At 54.1% G+C, this 18,972-nt stretch carries 18 protein-coding genes; 4 read left to right on the forward strand and 14 right to left on the reverse strand.

The features are described 5' to 3' along the window. Window positions 1-69: 69 nt before the first annotated feature. The gene (locus FCL49_RS01390) at window positions 70-1,146 is read right to left on the reverse strand and encodes a hypothetical protein (protein ID WP_174352098.1); all 1,077 of its coding nucleotides are present in this window, start codon (window positions 1,144-1,146) and stop codon (window positions 70-72) included. Window positions 1,147-1,291: 145 nt separating this feature from the next. On the opposite strand from FCL49_RS01390, the gene zntB reads away from it, so the two are divergent. Continuing rightward, window positions 1,292-2,275: a zinc transporter ZntB gene (gene zntB / locus FCL49_RS01395; protein WP_174352099.1), complete on the forward strand. Its 984-nt coding sequence runs from the start codon at window positions 1,292-1,294 to the stop codon at window positions 2,273-2,275. A gap of 216 nt (window positions 2,276-2,491) precedes the next feature. Here zntB and FCL49_RS01400 read toward each other — a convergent pair whose 3' ends face one another. The 10 genes from FCL49_RS01400 to FCL49_RS01445 all read right to left on the reverse strand — a co-directional run bounded on the left by FCL49_RS01400 (window position 2,492) and on the right by FCL49_RS01445 (window position 10,724). After that, the gene (locus tag FCL49_RS01400; protein ID WP_174352100.1) at window positions 2,492-2,890 is read right to left on the reverse strand and encodes a VOC family protein; all 399 of its coding nucleotides are present in this window, start codon (window positions 2,888-2,890) and stop codon (window positions 2,492-2,494) included. 139 nt (window positions 2,891-3,029) lie between these two features. Continuing rightward, window positions 3,030-3,962 carry a tRNA 2-thiocytidine(32) synthetase TtcA gene (gene ttcA / locus FCL49_RS01405; protein ID WP_174352101.1) on the reverse strand — a complete coding sequence of 311 codons (933 nt, stop codon included), beginning with the start codon at window positions 3,960-3,962 and terminating at the stop codon, window positions 3,030-3,032. A 127-nt stretch (window positions 3,963-4,089) separates the two neighbouring features. Further along, window positions 4,090-5,358, reverse strand: coding sequence for a translesion error-prone DNA polymerase V subunit UmuC (gene umuC, locus FCL49_RS01410; RefSeq protein WP_174352102.1), 1,269 nt, complete (start codon window positions 5,356-5,358; stop codon window positions 4,090-4,092). Next, complete coding sequence (umuD, locus tag FCL49_RS01415; protein WP_174352103.1) at window positions 5,358-5,780, reverse strand: translesion error-prone DNA polymerase V autoproteolytic subunit; 423 nt, start codon at window positions 5,778-5,780, stop codon at window positions 5,358-5,360. Before umuD ends, umuC begins: the two co-directional genes overlap by 1 nt. A 218-nt stretch (window positions 5,781-5,998) precedes the next feature. Beyond that, on the reverse strand, window positions 5,999-6,682 hold the full coding sequence (locus FCL49_RS01420) for a 2OG-Fe(II) oxygenase (RefSeq protein WP_174352104.1): 684 nt from the start codon (window positions 6,680-6,682) through the stop codon (window positions 5,999-6,001). 14 nt (window positions 6,683-6,696) lie between these two features. Next, window positions 6,697-7,767, reverse strand: a complete 1,071-nt coding sequence (ada, locus tag FCL49_RS01425; protein WP_174352105.1) for a bifunctional DNA-binding transcriptional regulator/O6-methylguanine-DNA methyltransferase Ada — start codon at window positions 7,765-7,767, stop codon at window positions 6,697-6,699. Window positions 7,768-7,924: 157 nt separating this feature from the next. Continuing rightward, window positions 7,925-8,644, reverse strand: coding sequence for a 2OG-Fe(II) oxygenase (locus tag FCL49_RS01430; protein ID WP_254611033.1), 720 nt, complete (start codon window positions 8,642-8,644; stop codon window positions 7,925-7,927). Continuing rightward, window positions 8,641-9,222 carry a methylated-DNA--[protein]-cysteine S-methyltransferase gene (locus FCL49_RS01435; protein ID WP_174352106.1) on the reverse strand — a complete coding sequence of 194 codons (582 nt, stop codon included), beginning with the start codon at window positions 9,220-9,222 and terminating at the stop codon, window positions 8,641-8,643. Before FCL49_RS01435 ends, FCL49_RS01430 begins: the two co-directional genes overlap by 4 nt. A gap of 211 nt (window positions 9,223-9,433) precedes the next feature. Next, window positions 9,434-9,898: an ester cyclase gene (locus FCL49_RS01440; RefSeq protein WP_174352107.1), complete on the reverse strand. Its 465-nt coding sequence runs from the start codon at window positions 9,896-9,898 to the stop codon at window positions 9,434-9,436. A 103-nt stretch (window positions 9,899-10,001) separates the two neighbouring features. Continuing rightward, on the reverse strand, window positions 10,002-10,724 hold the full coding sequence (locus FCL49_RS01445; RefSeq protein ID WP_174352108.1) for a gamma-glutamylcyclotransferase: 723 nt from the start codon (window positions 10,722-10,724) through the stop codon (window positions 10,002-10,004). A gap of 132 nt (window positions 10,725-10,856) precedes the next feature. On the opposite strand from FCL49_RS01445, the gene FCL49_RS01450 reads away from it, so the two are divergent. Further along, window positions 10,857-12,101, forward strand: a complete 1,245-nt coding sequence (locus FCL49_RS01450) for an alginate lyase family protein (RefSeq protein WP_174353429.1) — start codon at window positions 10,857-10,859, stop codon at window positions 12,099-12,101. Window position 12,102: 1 nt separating this feature from the next. Here the strand turns inward: FCL49_RS01450 and nifJ are convergent, their stop codons facing one another. Further along, window positions 12,103-15,636, reverse strand: a complete 3,534-nt coding sequence (gene nifJ / locus FCL49_RS01455; protein ID WP_174352109.1) for a pyruvate:ferredoxin (flavodoxin) oxidoreductase — start codon at window positions 15,634-15,636, stop codon at window positions 12,103-12,105. 251 nt (window positions 15,637-15,887) lie between these two features. Here nifJ and FCL49_RS01460 point away from each other — a divergent pair, with 251 nt between their 5' ends. Further along, a complete protein-coding gene (locus tag FCL49_RS01460) occupies window positions 15,888-16,220 on the forward strand; it encodes an SMR family transporter (protein WP_135316743.1) in 333 nt (110 codons plus the stop codon). Window positions 16,221-16,780: 560 nt separating this feature from the next. Continuing rightward, window positions 16,781-17,041, forward strand: coding sequence for a DUF333 domain-containing protein (locus FCL49_RS01465; protein ID WP_174352110.1), 261 nt, complete (start codon window positions 16,781-16,783; stop codon window positions 17,039-17,041). A 43-nt stretch (window positions 17,042-17,084) separates the two neighbouring features. Here the strand turns inward: FCL49_RS01465 and hslJ are convergent, their stop codons facing one another. Together hslJ and FCL49_RS01475 are read right to left on the reverse strand one after the other, a co-directional pair. Continuing rightward, window positions 17,085-17,513 (reverse strand): heat shock protein HslJ, encoded by a 429-nt coding sequence (hslJ, locus tag FCL49_RS01470; RefSeq protein ID WP_174352111.1) that lies wholly within the window; start codon window positions 17,511-17,513, stop codon window positions 17,085-17,087. 21 nt (window positions 17,514-17,534) lie between these two features. Then, window positions 17,535-18,527, reverse strand: a complete 993-nt coding sequence (locus FCL49_RS01475) for a 2-hydroxyacid dehydrogenase (protein ID WP_174352112.1) — start codon at window positions 18,525-18,527, stop codon at window positions 17,535-17,537. Window positions 18,528-18,972: the final 445 nt, after the last annotated feature.

Here is an 18,972-nt window from a genome sequence, read left to right on the forward strand (position 1 = left end):
TCTATCGCGGTAATCCCATGTGTTGCTATCAAACCCCGCATCAGCGGGGTTTTTACTTAGGTGGCAGGATTAGGGGGCATCAAACAATGCGCTGCGGCCTGTCGTCGATGGAAATACGCAAGCGACGTCGTGGGCACAGCTGGGAACGATCAGTAAATCACGTTTGGCGTGCGGCGCAATAAAGTGACGGTCGTAAGCGGCATAGGCGATACCGCGCTGCAGTCGGTAGGGGCCTTGCGCCTGCGCTGCGCAAGACTTATCGAGTATTTTGTAGAAAGTGCCGGGTGCGCTGCCGGTATCCTTCTCGCCTTCAAGATAGGTGATATCCGCCGTTGCATAGCGCTGGCGCACCCTTGCACGGTTTTGGTCGAGAAAGGTCGGAACCGTTTCAATACCGTATTTCCAACGATCGACGTTCGGGCAGGCATCGTTCCTGACCTCAACCCAATCAAAGCTACAGTCACCTTGTTGATTACAGTCGCGCCAGTCGGCAGGGCGACCATTCTTTACCGGCTGCGGCCGTCGACTATCGAAATAGAGCCAACTGCCGGGGTCGGCGATGACGTAACGCAGCTTCACGCCGGCCGGCGGATGGGCGAACCCGACATAGTGCTGCACAAACTGTGCCCCGGCGGAGAAGCCGGCGATGGTCACTGACTGTACCGTTGGCCATTTTGTTTTCAGCTCGGTAAGCAGACTATCCAGTGCAGCAAATGAGCCGGTATTCCCCTGGCTGTCCAGCCCCCCTTCGATCCAGGAACTGCAGCTCCAGAGTGCGTCACCTGCCTGCGCGGGGGGCACTCCGGGGGAATGACAGTGTGCGGCTTGCGCATCGCTAACCGGGAACAGCGGGGCAACCAGCAGCCGGTTATTGGTTTTGGCGGTACGCTGGGCCGCCGTTAAGGCAGCGGCCAGCGTTTTGCCTGCATCTCTGGGATGCCCGTGCATAACGATTAACGCGCTGTGTGGTGTGGGGCCATGAGATTTTGCGACGAAGTAAGGCAAATCACCCGCTGAGTCCGCTAGTTTGACCCGGTATGCATCAGCGATAGTGTTGAGTGAGTTATCGGCGGCAAACAGCAAATGAAACGGTGCTGGAGCAAACGCCAAAACAGAGGCTAACAAGAATGTCGAAGTGGATTTCATTGGATGCCCGGCCGCGCATTGTGCGTTATTTATCCATGTTAGCGCATAAGGCTCTTCCTGGTGCAGCATTCGCACGGCTTCATCTTTGATCCGCCTGGCATTAACGCTAGACTCTGGGATAACTGAAAGCAGAGGGGGATGAGGAATGGAAGTCATTGAGGGGCGCGAGTTACAGGTTCCTGACGCAGTGTATGCCTACCAGCTTGATGGCAAGGGCGGGGTAACATCGATTGATTACGATGACAAAGTCACCTGCGATGAGCCTTGCTGGCTGCATCTCGATTATGCGCACCCTGCCAGCGCCGAATGGCTGGCCACCACGCCACTGCTGCCGGATGCGGTCAGAGAGGCGTTGTCTGGCGAAAGTTCGCGGCCGCGCGTCAGCAAGGTGGGCGATGGCACCATGATCACACTGCGCAGCATTAATTTTAACGCCAACTCGCGGCCGGATCAGTTGGTGACCATTCGCGTCTACATGACGGATAAACTGATTGTTTCCACCCGCCATCGCAAAGTTTATTCCATTGACCAGGTGGTGAATGACCTGCAAAGCGGTAGCGGGCCGACCAACAGCGGTAATTGGCTGGTGGAAATATCGGATGCGCTGACCGATCACGCCAGTGAGTTTATCGAGGATCTGCATGACAAGATCATCGATCTGGAGGATTCGCTGTTGGAGCAGCAGGTTCCCGAACGCGGGCAACTGGCGCTGATCCGCAAACAACTGATCGTACTGCGCCGCTATATGGCACCGCAGCGTGATGTATTCTCCCGGCTGGCCAGCGATCGTCTGCCCTGGATGAATGATGACGACCGTCGTCGCATGCAGGATATTGCCGATCGGTTAGGGCGCGGCCTGGATGATCTGGACGGCAGCATTGCCCGTACCGCGATCCTTTCTGACGAAATCACCACCGTGATGGCCGATGCCATGAACCGCCGCACCTACACCATGTCATTATTGGCGATGGTGTTTTTGCCGACGACCTTTTTGACCGGGTTGTTCGGCGTCAACCTGGGTGGCATTCCGGGCGGCGGTAACCCTTTTGGTTTTGCTGCGTTTTGCCTGACGCTGACCGGATTGGTGTTCGGTCTGGGCTGGTGGCTGAAGCGACGCCGCTGGCTGTAGCCAAAAAGCGCTGATAACCCGGTTAACATTGAGCGATATCAACTTTTGCCGGGGGGAAATGGGGCATGATCTATCTCGCAGGTGAATACAACGTCAAGCGATGGGCGTTGTGCTCCATAATTGTCTTACTTTCTTATATTTAGAATTACTGCATAGCACATTGATTCATACGATGCCGGTTTAATCACCGGCATTTTTTTGTCTGCAATTTGCCCGTCAGGCCGCACTCTCATCCCAGAAACTGGCCTCGATCTTGTGTCCGTCCAGATCCCGAACAAAACAGCCGTAATAGGCTTCGCCATAGTGTGGTCGTGAACCGGGAGCACCTTCATCTGTCGCACCGGCCTGCAACGCCTGGCGGTAGAAATCATCGACCTGCTGTTTGCTGGTGGCGAAAAACCCCACGTGCAGGCCATTGCCGGTAGTGGCCGGTTTACCGTCGATCGGTACCTGCAACCAGAATTCCGGATAGTCACGCCCATAACCAATGGCACCTGGGTGTTCCAATACCCGTCGGCAACCTAGTGCGGCAAGGGTTCGATCGTAGAAGTCGGCTGCGGCGTCAAAATTGTTGCTGCCGAGCGAAACGTGAGACAAGCAGGGAGTAATGTTCATCGGTAATCTCCAGTGACTGTATAAAAACACAGTATAGAATAAAAACGGCACTGTCCGATGAATTCTGCTGAAATTGCGAGCGGGATCGAAAACTGATGAAGGGAAATTTCCGCCCACAGCGTGCGGGCGGAATAACGACTTACTTGATTTCGAGTACGTCTAAGCGCACCGGGACGGCGTCATCCGCATCCTCCGGTTGCCAGCCGATCGGTTGCATCGGAATATCTTCACGGTCAAAGGCCAGATCGCCACCGTCAACCACTTCGCTGCCGTGCTGAATCCCTTTGAAATCAAACAGGTTGTAGTCGCTCAGGTGCGAAGGCACGACGTTTTGCATCGCGCTGAACATGGTTTCCAGGCGGCCAGGATAACGTTTATCCCAGTCGCGCAGCATGTCGCCAATGACCTGGCGTTGCAGATTAGGCTGCGAGCCGCACAGGTTGCACGGGATAATCGGGAAGCCTTTGGCAACCGAGAAACGCTCAATGTCTTTTTCACGGCAATAAGCCAGCGGGCGAATCACCACGTGTTTGCCATCGTCGCTCATCAACTTGGGTGGCATACCTTTCAGCTTGCCGCCGTAGAACATGTTGAGGAACAGCGTCTGCAGAATGTCGTCACGGTGGTGGCCAAGGGCAATTTTGGTGGCCCCCAGCTCGGTAGCGGTGCGGTAAAGGATACCGCGGCGCAGGCGTGAACACAGTGAGCAGGTGGTTTTGCCCTCAGGGATCTTGTCCTTGACGATGCTGTAGGTGTTTTCCTCAACAATCTGGTATTCCACCCCCAGGCTTTCCAGATAGGCCGGCAGAATATGCTCGGGGAAACCAGGTTGTTTTTGATCGAGGTTGACCGCAATCAGCGAGAAATTGACCGGTGCGCTCTGCTGCAGGTTGCGCAAAATCTCCAGCATGGTGTAGCTGTCTTTGCCGCCGGACAGGCAAACCATGATGCGGTCGCCTTCCTCAATCATGTTGAAATCGGCGATCGCCTGGCCCACGTTACGACGCAGGCGCTTTTGCAATTTGTTCAGATTGTACTGTTCTTTTTGACTAACTGTTTGTTGTTCTGACATTTAAATCGTGCTCGTTCTCAATTGGGGGCACTATGGGCATAAAGTTTTAGGCAGCGAGTTTAGCATTCTATGGGCTGCTTGGGTATTTCATCCATACACCCCAGGCCGCAAAGGCGGTTTGCTTGCCTCAGTACACGCGGGCACGCGGCAAATCGGCCACCCGCGTGGTGTAAGCGGGAGAGAGAAACTCACGCTTCATCGACCATGTCTGTTGGTTTCCTTGCCCGGCAAACCAGATCCCGGCATGGCCTGACTGATTGATTTTATCCAAAGCGGCCATTAAGCGTGCGCTGTTAGGCCGTGGCTGATACTCATCGAACAGGTCCAACTGAGCGACGCCTTGCGAGTAAAAGTCTTGTAGCATAACGCCGGCTTTTAGATAACGGTGACCGGGCTGCCAAATCTTGTCAAGGCATCGAATCGCAGCGGCGATGATGTCGCGCGTATCCTGCGTCGGCGTATTGAGCCTGATGCTCGCGGTGTTGCCGTAATACTTTTCATTGGCCGAGAAGGGACTGGTTTTAACCCATGCATTGATATTTCGGCAATACTGGTGTTCCGCACGCAGTTTCTCTGCCGCACGGGAAGCGTGCATACAGATCGCCTGATGCATATCCTGGTATTCAGTGACGCGTTCGCCAAAAGACCTGCTGCAAATGATCTGCTGTTTGCTGGGGGCAAACTCCTCGAGTGACAAACAGGGTTCACCGCGCAGTTCACGAACCGTGCGTTCAACCACCACGCTGAAATGCTTGCGGATCATCGTGGTACTTGCATCCGCCAACTGCAGTGCGCTTTCGATCCCCATATTTTGCAATTCTTTGGTTATGCGCCGACCGATGCCCCAGACTTCTGCTACCGGTACTTTATCCATTAATTTTCGCTGCCGCTCCAGGTTGGAAAGGTCAACCACGCCTTGGGTCTGACTCCATTTTTTCGCCGCGTAGTTCGCCAGCTTTGCCAGCGTCTTGGTCTGGGCAATACCGACGCCGACGGTGAGGCCGGTGCATTGCAGAACGCGGGTGCGTACCTGGCGCCCGAACTGAGCCAGATCGACACAATTTTCTACCCCGGCAAGATCAAGGAAGCTTTCGTCGATAGAGTACATTTCGGTCCGCGGCGCCATTTCTTCGAGCACGGCCATCACTCGCATCGACATATCGGCGTACAGCTCGTAGTTGCTGCTGAATGCGATGCCGCCGGCACGCTCAAAATCATGCTTTATCTTGAAATAGGGCGCGCCTGTTTTCAGACCCAGAGCCTTTGCCTCTTTGCTCTGTGCCACCACGCAGCCGTCGTTGTTCGACAGCACAACAATCGGTCGGCCACGCAGGTCCGGACGCCACAGCGTTTCACAACTCGCATAGAAGTTGTTTACATCGGCCAGGGCGTACATTATTTCAGCCTGGTGATGGTTGAAACCACCACGCCGACAATGTCCAGTTCTTCACCATCATCGGGGAGTGGAATCGGCCTGAATGTCGGGTTCATCGGCTCAAGCTGTCTGACAGGGTGCAGGCACAGGCGTTTAACCGTGAACTCGCCTGCGATGCTGGCGATCACGATATCGCCGTGGCAGGCACCAATGCTTCGATCGACTACCAGCATGGATCCATCGGTGATCCCGGCTTCGATCATGCTTTCTCCTGAAGCGATCAGAAAGTAAGTCGCCGAAGGGTGGCTAATGCAGTACTCGTTGAGGTCGATCCGCGCGTGTATATAGTCTTGCGCGGGGCTGGGGAAGCCCGCGGGAACGTTATCGGCGTAAAGTGGAAAGAACTGTTTCTCTGGGGTTGGTGTGGGGAAAAAGTGTTTCATGGTGCATTTCTCTATACTGTTTTTATATACAGTATAAGCGAGTTTTAGCCATTACAACCATAAAGAAAGTCAGGGGCGAGACGATCCACAGCTATCCCCTTGTTGGGCAAGATGATCCTCTCGGAAAATTTTTAGGGTGTGGATCACTGAGCCGAATATCAAAGAGGCCAGTCATATTGCTGGTACCGGTTTTGATTCATATCCGTTGTGACCTTTAGTCAAGCCTTGCAGTGGAAAGACATCTCCAGCCCGACCCGCAATCCGGAACGAACACGGCTGATGGCATGTCGGCTGGTCACCCGGTAATAGCCTTTCGTCCCGCGAAAGGGCCTTTCTGCAGCTGCGATAATGGCCATGTCTCCCGGTCTGAGCGGAACCACCAGAGGCCGTGACTGCATCCGGGGACGTTGTTCTGTCATGATAAACTCACCGCCAGTAAATTCATTGGACAGTACGGCCACGATCTGGAGAGGGAACCGATGATCCCCCTCGTTCTGCTGGGTAAGACAGGCATAGTCCCCGACACTCAGCAGGTTCAGGTGAGTCAGTTCATGGATCTGCCCGGCATCCTGATTGATTTTCCGAAATGTTGCCCACTCCCCAGGATAACGAAACCCGGCGTTGAGGATCTCATTCCAGCGGTTGGCCGTGGGTACCAGATAGCGATACAGGTTTTCCCGCCAAGCCGCGAGTGAGGAAGGCAAACCAGAAGGATAGCAATGCAGGGTTCCGCAACCTGAATCACGTTGTTCCAGCGTTTCGGCCCTATGGCCGGCATCGCTCAGTTCATGATAGTTATCGGCATCCAGCATCCCGGGCAGCACCGCGTAGCCTTCAGCATCCAGTTGATGGTTAATGTCGTTCCAGTCAATCTCTTTCAGCCGGGTCAACATATTCAGCATGGTGAGGCTCTCCATCAGATATCTGTAGCCGTTTCCCGGCGCAGCAATTCACGTTTGCGCTCAATTCCCCAGCGGTATCCTGCCAGGTCACCGTTCTGCCTGACGACACGGTGACAGGGAATGGCAACCGCAATGTGGTTAGTGGCACATGCACGAGCAACGGCCCGAACCGCTTTGGGCGAACCGATCTGCCGGGCAATGTCCGCATAGCTGACGGTGGTGCCGGGCGGAATATCCCGCAGGGCCCGCCAGACACGTTCCTGGAACGCTGTCCCCTGGACATCTAAAGGAAGGTGCAGCCCAAGAGACGGCGCTTCAATGAATCCCACTACCTGTGCAATAAGTGATTCAAACTCACTGTCACAACCAATAAGCTCAGCCTTCGGAAATTGATCCTGAAGACCACGAAGTAATGCTTCCGGGTCATCACCGAGCAGAATGGCGCAAATCCCTCGCTGGCTTTGTGCGACCAGAATCGCGCCCAGCGAACATTGCCCAACGGCGAACCGGATAATGGCCCCGATCCCGCCCGCTCGATAATCACGAGCGCGCATGCCAAGTAACTTATTCGATTCTTCATAGAAACGGCTGTTTGAATTATATCCCGCATCATAGATGGCATCGGTAATTGAAGCCCCCGGCTGGGTCAATTCCTCACGCAGTTTACGGGCACGGTAAGCTGAACTGTATTCCTTGGGAGTCAGTCCGGTTTCAGACTTGAACAGGCGGTGAAAATGGAACGGGCTCATTCCGATTTCTTGCGCTATATCTTCCAGGCGCGGAGGTGTCTCGGCGGCTTCAACCATGCGGCAGGCTCGGGCAATCAATTTTGCACGTCCTTCTGCTGCACTGGTTTTGTCCGCTACCGCCCGGCGACTGCTCCGGTAACCTGCGGCCACAGCGTCTTCCTGCGTGCGGAAAAATACTACATTCTCACGTTTTGGCAGGCGGGCGGTCGAGCTGGGGTGACAATAAACACCCGTGGTACGCACAGCGTACACAAAATGCCCATCCGCACCCGCATCACGCAACTGAACGGCCATCCAACGTTCGTCGTCGGTCTGATATGCCGAGGTTTTGCTCATAATCAATGTCCCATCATTAGAGTAGCGGAGACAGAGTAGAATTTAATTCAACCGCAAACACTCCGATTCTTGCTGGTATTACTCAAGGTTGTATCCTGAAATCGTCTGGTAAATTGCCGTGAAGGTCTTTATCCAAACATTTCAGGAAACTGCATTTTCACCTCGCATCATGAAATATAATCCCCATCGTATACCGGTGGCCCCGGGTGATTCGGCTGACACCGTGCCTCATCGCGACTTTTGCCGGCCTGCGCCTGCCAGATATCGGCCTCTGGTTGACGGTAAACACCACGGCATCCCCCTTGTTCAGTGCCACAACCTCAGCCCGCCGGCTGCGCGATGCCTGTTCTGTCATCACAAACTCGCCTCCGTCAAAATCAACACCCGGCTCAGACAATAAAATAGCAACCTGCATCGGGAATACATGCTCGCCGTACAAATCTTGATGCAGGCAGTTGTAATCACCAACACCGTACTGCAAAAGTAGCGGGGTGGGACGGATTTGCCCGGCGGAATGACAGTGTCGTATATAGGTATCCAGTTCCGCGGGATATTCTTCCCCTATGCCCAAATACCGGTTCCATCGGTTCGCCAGTGGTGCTATGCGGGCATAGAGGGAATGGCGTAGTTCATCGAGCAGGCTTGGTAAGGGATAAGAAAAATATTTGTATTCGCCACGACCAAAGCCGTGGCGGGACATAATGATCCGGGACCGGAAACCTTCTTTCTGTCCGTATAACGCAGAAAGTGCATCACACTGTTCGGGGGATAAGAGCTTCGGTAACACCGCGTTGCCAAATTCGTCAAGTGAACGGGCTGCAGCCTCCCAGTTATAGATTTGTGCCGGAGACATGAGGGGAGAATGATGGATGGTCATTGCCGCGCCCCCGGGGCGCTGTGAGCAGCCTCAAATGCCAGCAGTGCGCGTTTTCGCTCCACGCCCCAACGATATCCGGACAGGGTACCGTCCTGACGGACCACGCGGTGACAGGGGATCGCTACCGCCAGAATGTTTGCCGCACAGGCTCCGGCAACCGCGCGGGCGGCATCAGGCGAGCCTATAATGGCCGCAATCCGGCTGTAGCTTCGGGTCGTGCCGACAGGAATATCACAGAGCGCTTTCCAGACCCGCTGTTCAAACGCTGCTCCACCAATATCGAGAGTCATTTCTCCCTCGACTACGTTATTTTCAAGCAGATCCTTAACCTGTTTCACCTGACGAGTCAGCGTTTCGGGAGATTCCGTAGTCTCCGCGCTCGGGAACGCCTGTCTGAGTTGCGTAAGGAGATTAGATTTGTCATCGGCCAGAAAAATGGCACAAATCCCGCGAGTAGTACATCCGACCAGAACCAGACCAAACAGACTGGTTGTCACGGCATAAAGTATGGGCTCGCTAATGACGTCGTTTTTGGCTCGGAACAGATGCTGTATTGTGGTATTCGTTTCGCGTTTCATTTTTCACCTCGATGTCTGATTGACACTTTCAGCATAACGATGGCCACCGGTGTTAAATATCCGCTTATTGCGATCAAATTTTTTTACCATCGCAAAGTGGTTAGGAACTCGAGGAAGCCAGATCAGCCACGGCCAGATAATGGTCGTCAGTACAAGACTCTGTTGATGAAAAAGCCCGCATAGCGGGCTTTTTCATCAACAGAGTAACGACTCAGGAAATATCTCGTGTCGGAACAATTAAACTGAGCTGAGTCAGGGCTGCAACCCCGTCGTCCAGCCCTCGTTCCTCGACAATTTTGCCATCGACGATTTTCAGAATAGTGATCCCGGTAAAATGCATTTTACGACCGGTCGCTGCAGGTAACCCGCCCACAAGAAAATCATTATGTGCTGGTCCGGTGTGGGTACCGCCGCCTTCCCATTGGCCTACTACGTAGTCACCTTCAGCGATAAGCTCTGCTGTTCCCCAAAAATTAAGATCGGGGAATGCTTTGCGAAAATCCGTCATGAACGCTTTGATATCTGCATGTCCGTGTCGTGGTTGATGCAATGAGTAGTGCAGTACCATATTCGGAGACGCCAATTCATCCACCACAGACAGGTCCGGGTTTTCTCCCCAGAATTCAGTAAACCAACGTCCGACGATGGCTTTGTTCTGCTCTTGTTTCGAACTCATTTTGGATCCCTCTGTTAATGTTCTGATTCATCACCGGCGTATTTCAGCGGCTTGGCTATAAATTAATTCTCAGGTCATTAAATAAAACTCTGTTTCTTGCTTTTTAATTAATTAAATTACGTACAAGACGGGTGAGTCTTTCAAGATGGCCATCACGAATACCATTGGCCTGAAGTCCTTCAAAGGTTCTGAAAAGATAATCTGCGGCGCTTCCGAGACTGCCTGACGCTACAGATAAATGTTGAGCAATAGCGTTTTCAACCAGATCCCCAACGTACTTAGGGTGTTCAGAATCAATGGTGAAAGCCAGAGCCCAGCCAAAGGGCATGTCATTGTGATCTGTTATCGGTACCCAGCGCGGTATATAACCGCTGCACATCATTTCTCTGCGCCAGAGCAGCGATAATTCCTGATGAATATTGTCTTCCGAGATCCGGTACGCCGTACCATCACAGCGCCCGCCCTTATCAAGGGCCAGCATTAGTCCCGGCTGCCGGGCTGTTGCTCTTAGTGCGGTAATTGAAAGACAGAATTTTCGATGCCATCCACTAATTCTGGCAGATCTCCTTTCTTCATATCGAATCGCCGGATTCCAAACCAGAGAACCATAGCCAAAAATCCATAAATCGCCCTCTGGTCTGGATTTCATCAGCTCGTAAATGGACTGTTGTTGTTCTGCTTCTGACATCAACTCCTGTTTCGGGTCGTCTTTTATTGCCAATTCATTGATAAGACTAAACTGTAAAAAATCTCTTTTCAGTAAAGGCTCTGAAACGATGGTGTTGCTAAATTTTTGTTCGCGGAGCTGAAGGGTATTGACACTCATATTCACCTCGTGGTTATTCATATTCTCATGAGGTGAATAATGGCTGTTAAAAATAATAAACTATCTCTGATTCTTGCTAAGGAATTAAATTATAAGTGTCACGTCTGATCATAATGGAGAAACAGTTTGATGATCCGCATCTGCCTGCAGGCTGGCCTGTTATTTTGCCTGACACCGCTGGCCGCCAGCGCTACTGAATGCTGCATTTTCTTGCAGCATCCGCAGCTGTTACAGGTAAAAGCACAGACTCAAGGGGATGCAAACTACCGGCTGCTGATGCATGACGCCGACAGCGCGCTGCAAAAGCCGTTGCTCAGCGTCACGGATAAAGGTTTGACGCCGCCGAGCGGAGACAAGCATGACTATCTGAGCCTGGGGGCTTATTGGTGGCCGGATGCGAGCAAAGACAACGGGCTGCCCTGGATCCGCCGCGATGGACAGGTGAATCCGGCCAGTAAGAATGAGCAAAGTGACGGTGTGCGTTTGGCGGAGTTCACCCAGCGGGTTCAGACGCTGGCACTGGCGGGGTATTTTTCCGGTCAACGGCGCTATAGCGACCGGGCGATTGAGTTGATCCGTACCTGGTTTATCAACCCGGCAACGCGGATGAACCCGAATCTCACTTACGCCCAAGGTATTCCGGGCCGTGACAACGGTCGGGGTAACGGTATTCTGGACGGACGTTATTTTTCCACCCGCATTGTCGACAGCCTGTTATTGCTGCAGCAGACACCGGGCTGGACGGCGCAAGATGAAAGCCAACTGCGGCAATGGTTTGGCCGTTATCTCGATTGGCTACTGCACAGCCCGGCCGGCAAGCAGGAGGCCGCTGCAAAGAATAATCACGGCAGTTGGTATGTGGTACAGGTGGCGGGCATTGCTACCTGGCTCGGGCGTGATCAGGTCGTACGCAATATGGCGACGCTGACGCAGCAAAAGCTGGACTTGCAGCTTGCCGTCAATGGTTCGCAGCCGCAGGAGTTGCTGCGCACCCGGTCGTTCCACTACAGCTATTTTAACTTGCAAGCCCTGGTACTGATGGCCGGTTTGGCGCAACGTCAGGGGATTGATCTCTGGCACTACCGAACCGAACAAGGCAGTTCATTGTTGGCTGCGCTGAATTTTATGGCCCCCTATGTTGATGTGGCACAGCCATGGCCTTACCCGAGTCTGGATCGGGTTGGGGTTCGCCTTGTTCCACTTCTGATCCAGGCCGACAGCATGCTGAAAACCACGCGTTATCAAGCGGTGATTGAAAAGGCGCAATTTGATGCTGCGCAATGGCAGGGAAAGGCGAGCTACGTGCGGGGAGCGGTGAAAGAAGCGCAGCGGCAAAGTTGGCTGGAAGCGGGGCGCGAACCGGTCGCGCCCCGATGATTTACTCGGCGGAGGATTTTTCCCCTTTGCCGGCCAGTAGACTGAGGAAGTCGTACTTTTCCTTCAACTCTTTCTCTGCGGCCTGATACAGCGCACTGGCGACCTCCGGCTGTTGTGAGTTCAGGCGACGGAAGCGCTGCTCTTTTAGCAGGGTTTCGGTCAGGTTGCTGTTTGGCGGTCGGGAGTCCAGCGCCAGCGCAGGTTTGCCCTCATCGGCGCGGCGCGGGTCGAAGCGATACAGTGGCCAGAAACCGGTGGCGGTCAGTTGTTTCATCTGGTCGTGACTGAGCGCCAGATCGTAACCGTGCTCTTCGCAGGGGCTGTAGGCGATAATCAGCGATGGGCCCGGATAGGCCTCGGCTTCCTGAATCGCTTTCACCGTCTGGTTGAGCTGCGCACCCAGCGAGATTTGCGCCACGTACACATGGCCGTACATCATCATGCTGACGCCCAGATCCTTACGTGCCTTGCGCTTGCCGTGCTCACCGAACTTGGTGACTGCGCCCAGCGGGGTGGCTTTCGACTGTTGGCCACCGGTGTTGGAGTAACATTGGGTATCCAGCACCAGCACGTTGACGTTCTCGGTCAGGCTGAGGACGTGATCCAACCCACCGAACCCGATGTCGTAAGCCCAGCCATCGCCGCCAATCAGCCAGATGGACTTATCCACCAGATAATCGGCGTCGGTTGCCAGTTGGCGTGCATCGTTGCCTTCGATTTTTGCCAACAGGCCGCGCAGTTCAGCAATCTGCTGGCGGCGCGGTTCCGGTGCAATATCCTCCATTTGCAGGGCATTAACCAACTGCGCCGGCAACTGTGGTGCCAGCGTGTTCAACAGGCGCAATACGCGGCTGCGGTGCTGGTCGACCGTCAGGCGGAAGCCCAGACCGAATTCGGCGTTGTCCTCAAACAGCGAGTTGGCCCAGGCCGGGCCGCGCCCTTCGGCATTGGTGGTGTAAGGCGTGGTGGGCAGGTTGCCGCCGTAAATGGATGAACAGCCGGTGGCGTTGGCAATCAGTAGCCGGTCGCCATAAAGCTGGGTCAGCAGCTTGATGTACGGCGTTTCACCGCAGCCGGAACAGGCGCCGGAGTACTCAAACAGCGGTGAAATCAACTGTGAGGTACGAATATCGATCCGCTCGAGCTGCGCCGGGTCGATCTCCGGCAGTTGCAGGAAGAAGTCGTAGTGCTCTTTCTCCACTGCCAGATGCTCCAGCCGTGGCGCCATGTTGATGGCCTTGATGTCCGGATCCTGGCGGTCTTTCGCCGGGCACACCTCAACGCACAGGTTGCAACCGGTACAGTCTTCCGGCGCCACCTGCAGCACATATTTCTGGCCGCGCATATCGCGCGCTTTTACATCCAGCGATTGCAGCGAGGCAGGGGCATGTTGCATCGCCTCCGGCTGAACCACTTTGGCGCGAATGGCGGAGTGCGGACAGGCGGCAACGCAGTGGTTGCACTGGGTGCACAGATCCGGCTGCCAGATGGGGATCGCCTCGGCGATATTGCGTTTTTCCCACTGAGTGGTGCCCACTGGCCAGGTGCCGTCCGGCGGGAAGGCGGACACTGGCAGTGCATCGCCCAATCCGGCCAGCATCGCGGCGGTGACGGTTTTGACAAAGTCAGGCGCGGCGTCGGACACCACCGGCGGTCGCATTGGGCTGCTGTCGTCAATCGGCTGCAGTGGGATCTCAATCAGTGCATCGAGCGTAGCGGCCAGTGCCTGCCAGTTGCGTTCAACAATATCCTGGCCTTTGCTGCTGTAGCTGCGGGCAATGGCATCGCGCAATTGCTGCAGCGCCACATCGCCCGGCAGGATTTGGGTCAGGTGGAAAAACGCCATCTGCATCACGGTATTGATACGCGCGCCAAGTCGGCATTCCCGCGCCAGTTTGGCGGCGTTGATGATATAAAATCGTGCCTGGCGCTGTTGCAGCACCGCCTGCACTTCCTGCGGCAGCCGCGACCAGATTTCTTCAGCACCATAGGGGGTATTGAGCAGGAAAATGCCGCCGGGTTTCAGGCGCTCCGCCATCTGGTAGGTATCGATAAACTGCAATTGGTGACAGCCGACAAAGTCAGCGCGGCTGACCAGATAGGCCGAGTTAATCGGCTGCTCACTGACGCGCAGATGCGACACCGTCAGGCCACCGGCCTTTTTCGAGTCGTAGACAAAATAGCCCTGTGCGTACAGCGGCGTGCTGTTGCCGATGATTTTGATGTTGTTTTTGGTAGCGGAAACCGACCCGTCGCTGCCCAGACCGTAGAACAACGCCTCCAGAGAGGCTCGCTGCGGCAGGGTTTCTTCACTGAGGGGCAGGGAAAGGCCGGTCACATCGTCAAAAATACCGACGGTAAAACGCGGACGCGGTTTGTCCAGCGTCAGTTCTTTAAATACCGCCAACGCGCAGTCTGGCCCGAACTCTTTTGAGGACAACCCATAACGGCCACCGATCACCATTGGCATGCTGGCGTGTTCACCCCTGCTGAAGGCTTCGGCCAGCGCGGTCATCACATCCAGATACAGCGGTTCCGCCAGCGCGCCTGGCTCCTTGGTGCGATCCAGTACGGCGATTTTGGTTGCGCTTTCCGGCAGCACGCTGAGCAGGTGTTGCGCGGAAAATGGCCGGAACAGCCTGACTTTCAGTACGCCGACTTTTTCACCGCGAGTCAGCAGGGCGTCGATCGCTTCTTCGCAGGTTCCGATAGCGGACCCCATCAGGATCGCTACGCGTTCGGCCTGCGGATGGCCGTAATATTCAAAAGGCTGATATGCCCGGCCGGTGATCTGGGCAAACTTGTCCATCGCATCAATCACGTGCTGGCCGGCCCCGTCGTACCAGGGGTTGGTGGCTTCACGCGACTGGAAGTAGGTATCCGGATTGGCGGAGGTACCGCGCACCACGGGATGGTCCGGCGACAGCGCGCGGCTGCGGTGCGCATCAATCGCCTCCTGCGGCAGCATCTGGCGCAGGACATCGTCGCTCAGCGGGACGATTTTGTTGATTTCATGCGAGGTGCGGAAACCGTCAAAAAAGTGAATAAACGGCAGGCGACTGTTGAGGCTCGCCGTTTGAGAAATCAAAGCAAAGTCCTGCGCTTCCTGTACGTTACTGGCGCACAGCATGGCGCAGCCGGTCTGGCGTACCGCCATCACGTCGGAATGGTCGCCGAAAATCGACAGTGCGTGTGTGGCGATGGTACGTGCGGCGACGTGCAGGACAAACGGCGTCAGTTCACCGGCCAGTTTGTACAGCGTCGGGATCATCAACAGCAGGCCCTGCGACGAGGTAAATGAGGTCGACAGTGCGCCGGTTTGCAATGCACCGTGCACCGTGGCAATGGCACCGCCTTCCGACTGCATTTCCACCACTCGCGGTACGTCGCCCCAGATATTCTGACGGCCGTCGCCGGACCAGGCATCCGCCTGTTCCGCCATGGTCGAACTGGGGGTAATCGGGTAGATGGCAATCACTTCGCTGGCGCGATAGGCGACGGAAGCGACTGCATTATTACCATCTGTAGTAATCATCGACTTTACCTTTCATTGCTCAAAAAGCTGCAAAAGTCGCCTCTTGCAGTAATTAACAAAGTCTAGCAGAGGGATATATTGGCCCTTTATCGCATTTGTGTGACGGTGGGAAAATCGACCAGAGTTACTGTAAATTGATATTTCCCGTATTAAAATCACGCCGCGAAGACGAATTGTCATGGTTGTTTAACGACAATTTATTTCCGGCACGTCATACTGTTGAGCAGGTGAACTTACGGAAGAAAAAAACGATGAGCGGATTTATGTATTTAGCCATGGCGATTGTGGCGGAAGTGGTCGCCACCACCATGTTGAAAGCCTCAGAGGGCTTTACCCGCCTGTGGCCATCGCTGGTGGTGGTGGTCGGCTACGCGGTCGCTTTTTGGGGACTGTCGATGGTGGTTAAAACCATGCCTCTGGGCATTGTCTACGCTATCTGGTCAGGCATGGGCATTGTTCTGGTGTCAATTGCGGCAGTATTTGTTTATCAGCAAAAACTGGATCTGCCGGCAGTTTTCGGTATGGGGTTAATTATTGCCGGTGTACTGGTGATTAATTTGTTGTCGAAAACGGCGGCGCACTAATTGTTATTTTAAAGTAAAAATAGCCAGCGTGACATTCAGTGACGCTGGCTGAAAGCCGCAGTAATAATAACTGAAAATAATGAATCAGTTATATCCATCCAGTAACAAAGTCGGCGCTGTTTTTTTACTATTGTCTGACAATTCCCAGTCCGTCCATTGCTCCCAAATCCTTCCTTCAAACCTGTCATCGCTCTTGTCACCCAGACCGCACGGTGGCTGCTCCTTGAGCCGCGTGAAAGCCCCGATGGCCCCAAGAATGATCACAACGTTCAAATAAACGCCAAATAATTGCAGGAATATATTTTCATTATTTATATATCAGGCTAGATTAAATAGGTTTGCATCAAAGATAACGAAACGTGTCCGCATAAAGTGACGCGAGTTATACCCTTTGGGTTTCGAGTTGCAGCTAGGCGACCAGCTCGCTCATCCCCAGGCGCTTACTTGAGTAAGTAACTGGGGTGAGCGAGTGCAGGTAACAACGCTGCGGCTTGAAAGACGACGGGTATATCGGCAATGGCGATTTTACACAGCGTAGTCTCGGGTTCAGGAGTGGAATAATGACAACATCGAAATGGTTGCTGGCCAGCGCCGTATTGCTTTTGGCCGCATGCAGCAGCAAAAATGAAGAGCCAGTGCAGCAGGGCAACAGTGCCAGAATCAATACCTTACAGACCAGCGCGAACTGCGCCAGCGTGGGCGGTACCACTACCGTGACGCACAATTTAAATGGCGAGGCGGTAAGAATGTGCCAGATGCCGAATGGCAAGCAATGCGAAGAATGGACTCTGGGTCAGGGAGCCTGCTCAACCGCCGGTTAAACAGGAAAGCACACCAGGCCGCCAGGGCCTGGTGAACAGGGGGTTACTGCACCCAGTCTCGCTGGGTATAGACCAGGACGTGGCCGCTGCCGCTCAGTGTCAATTTCTGAGCGTCAAGGGTGATTTTTGCCCCTTTGCCCAGCACGTCGCCAATCAGCCAATCCCACTGGTTGAGCTGCGGGTCAGAGCAGGCCATGCGGGTCGAAGCCAGCCCTGGCACCGTCAACACGCCGTCTTGCAACTGGCCGCCACCAAAGAAGTGGTTACACATGGCGCCGGAAACGTGCATTTTCTCACCGAACTCAAGGTTGGGTCCGTTGCCGGGGCGAGACTTCACCGCCACGCCATCGACGCTTTGCAGCGCAAAATTGTGATGCAACAGATCGCTTTCTGTCACCGTTTTACCGTTCTGGCTCATTCCACACCCCGCTAACAGCAGCGCCGTTAACGCCACTGAGATGGACTTTTTCATCGACTTTCCTTGTTTAAAATATCAGGCATTGAGCCGATTAGGGCAGTTCTCGCCCTGTTCCAATTGGTGAATGTTTTTCAGCGTGGTTTCCGAGATGCTGGTCAGCGCCTCTTCGGTCAGGAAAGCCTGGTGACCGGTAAACAACACGTTGTGACAGGCTGACAGGCGGCGGAAGATATCGTCCTGGATCACGTCATTGGATTTGTCTTCAAAGAACAGGTCGCGTTCATTCTCATACACATCCATGCCCAGCGCGCCGATTTTCTGCTGTTTCAAGGCATCAATCGCCGCCGAGGAGTCAATCAGTGCGCCACGGCTGGTGTTGATAATCATCACGCCGTTTTTCATCAGGGTGAAAGCATCGCTGTCCAGCAAATGATGGTTTTCCGGCGTCAACGGGCAGTGCAGGGTGATCACGTCGGACTGTGCGTACAGCGTTTTCAGATCGACATATTCGGCCCCCATCTCCAGCGCTTGCTCGCTTGGGTAGGGGTCATAGGCCAATAGCTTCATGCCAAACCCTTTCAGGATCCGCATGGTGGCGATGCCAATTTTACCGGTGCCAATCACCCCGGCAGTGCGGTTATGCATATTGAAGCCAATCAACCCCTCAAGCGAAAAGTTGGCATCGCGGGTGCGCTGATAGGCGCGGTGAATACGACGATTCAGGCACATCATCATACCCACGGCGTGTTCAGCGACCGCTTCCGGCGAATAGGCCGGTACGCGTACCACTTTGATGCCCAATTCTTTGGCGGCGTCCAGATCCACGTTATTGAAACCGGCACAGCGCAGGGCCAGGGTTTCTACCCCCAGCGCCGCCAGTTCTTCAAGGACTTCACGGCTGCCGTCGTCATTAACGAAGATACAGATGGCTTTGCAACCGGCGGCGTTTTTGGCGGTTTTTTTACTGAGCAGGAAGTCGAAAAACTCCAGCTCGTAGCCAAACTGCTGATTCACCAGTTCGAGATATTTACGGTCATACTGTTTAGTGCTGTATATCGCCAATTTCATCGTGGTTTCTCCAGCGTCATTTTTGTGATCAATTTAACAGATTTTAGTAAATTCTACAATTGGTTAGCCGGTTTCGGTAACGCTAAAAAGGGGTAACGACTATCGTTCGAAGCGATATCAATTAAGGGTAGCTGGCGACGCCGAAACATGACGGATATTCGTGGTGGGTAGATTGGCAAGGCGATGTGCGGCGCAAAGCTCTTTCGGTCTGAGCAAAAAAAATCCCCACGGGGGGTGGGGAATGGCTTCTCAGTATAGTTAGCTAGCAGCTGACTTTTGTTAGAATGCTTGCAAGACTATTAATGATCAAATGCAACGACAATAACAAAAGTCTGAAACAGGTCATATTCATGTGATGAATATGTAACTAAAGCTTACAGCATCCGCAGCAATGGCTATAAAAGCCCCGGTACAAGGCATCTTCTTCGGTCTCGGCTTCACCCTA

Origin of the sequence: Serratia proteamaculans, assembly GCF_013337185.1 — a bacterium.
In the GTDB taxonomy this organism is placed as follows: Bacteria; Pseudomonadota; Gammaproteobacteria; order Enterobacterales; family Enterobacteriaceae; genus Serratia; species Serratia proteamaculans_D.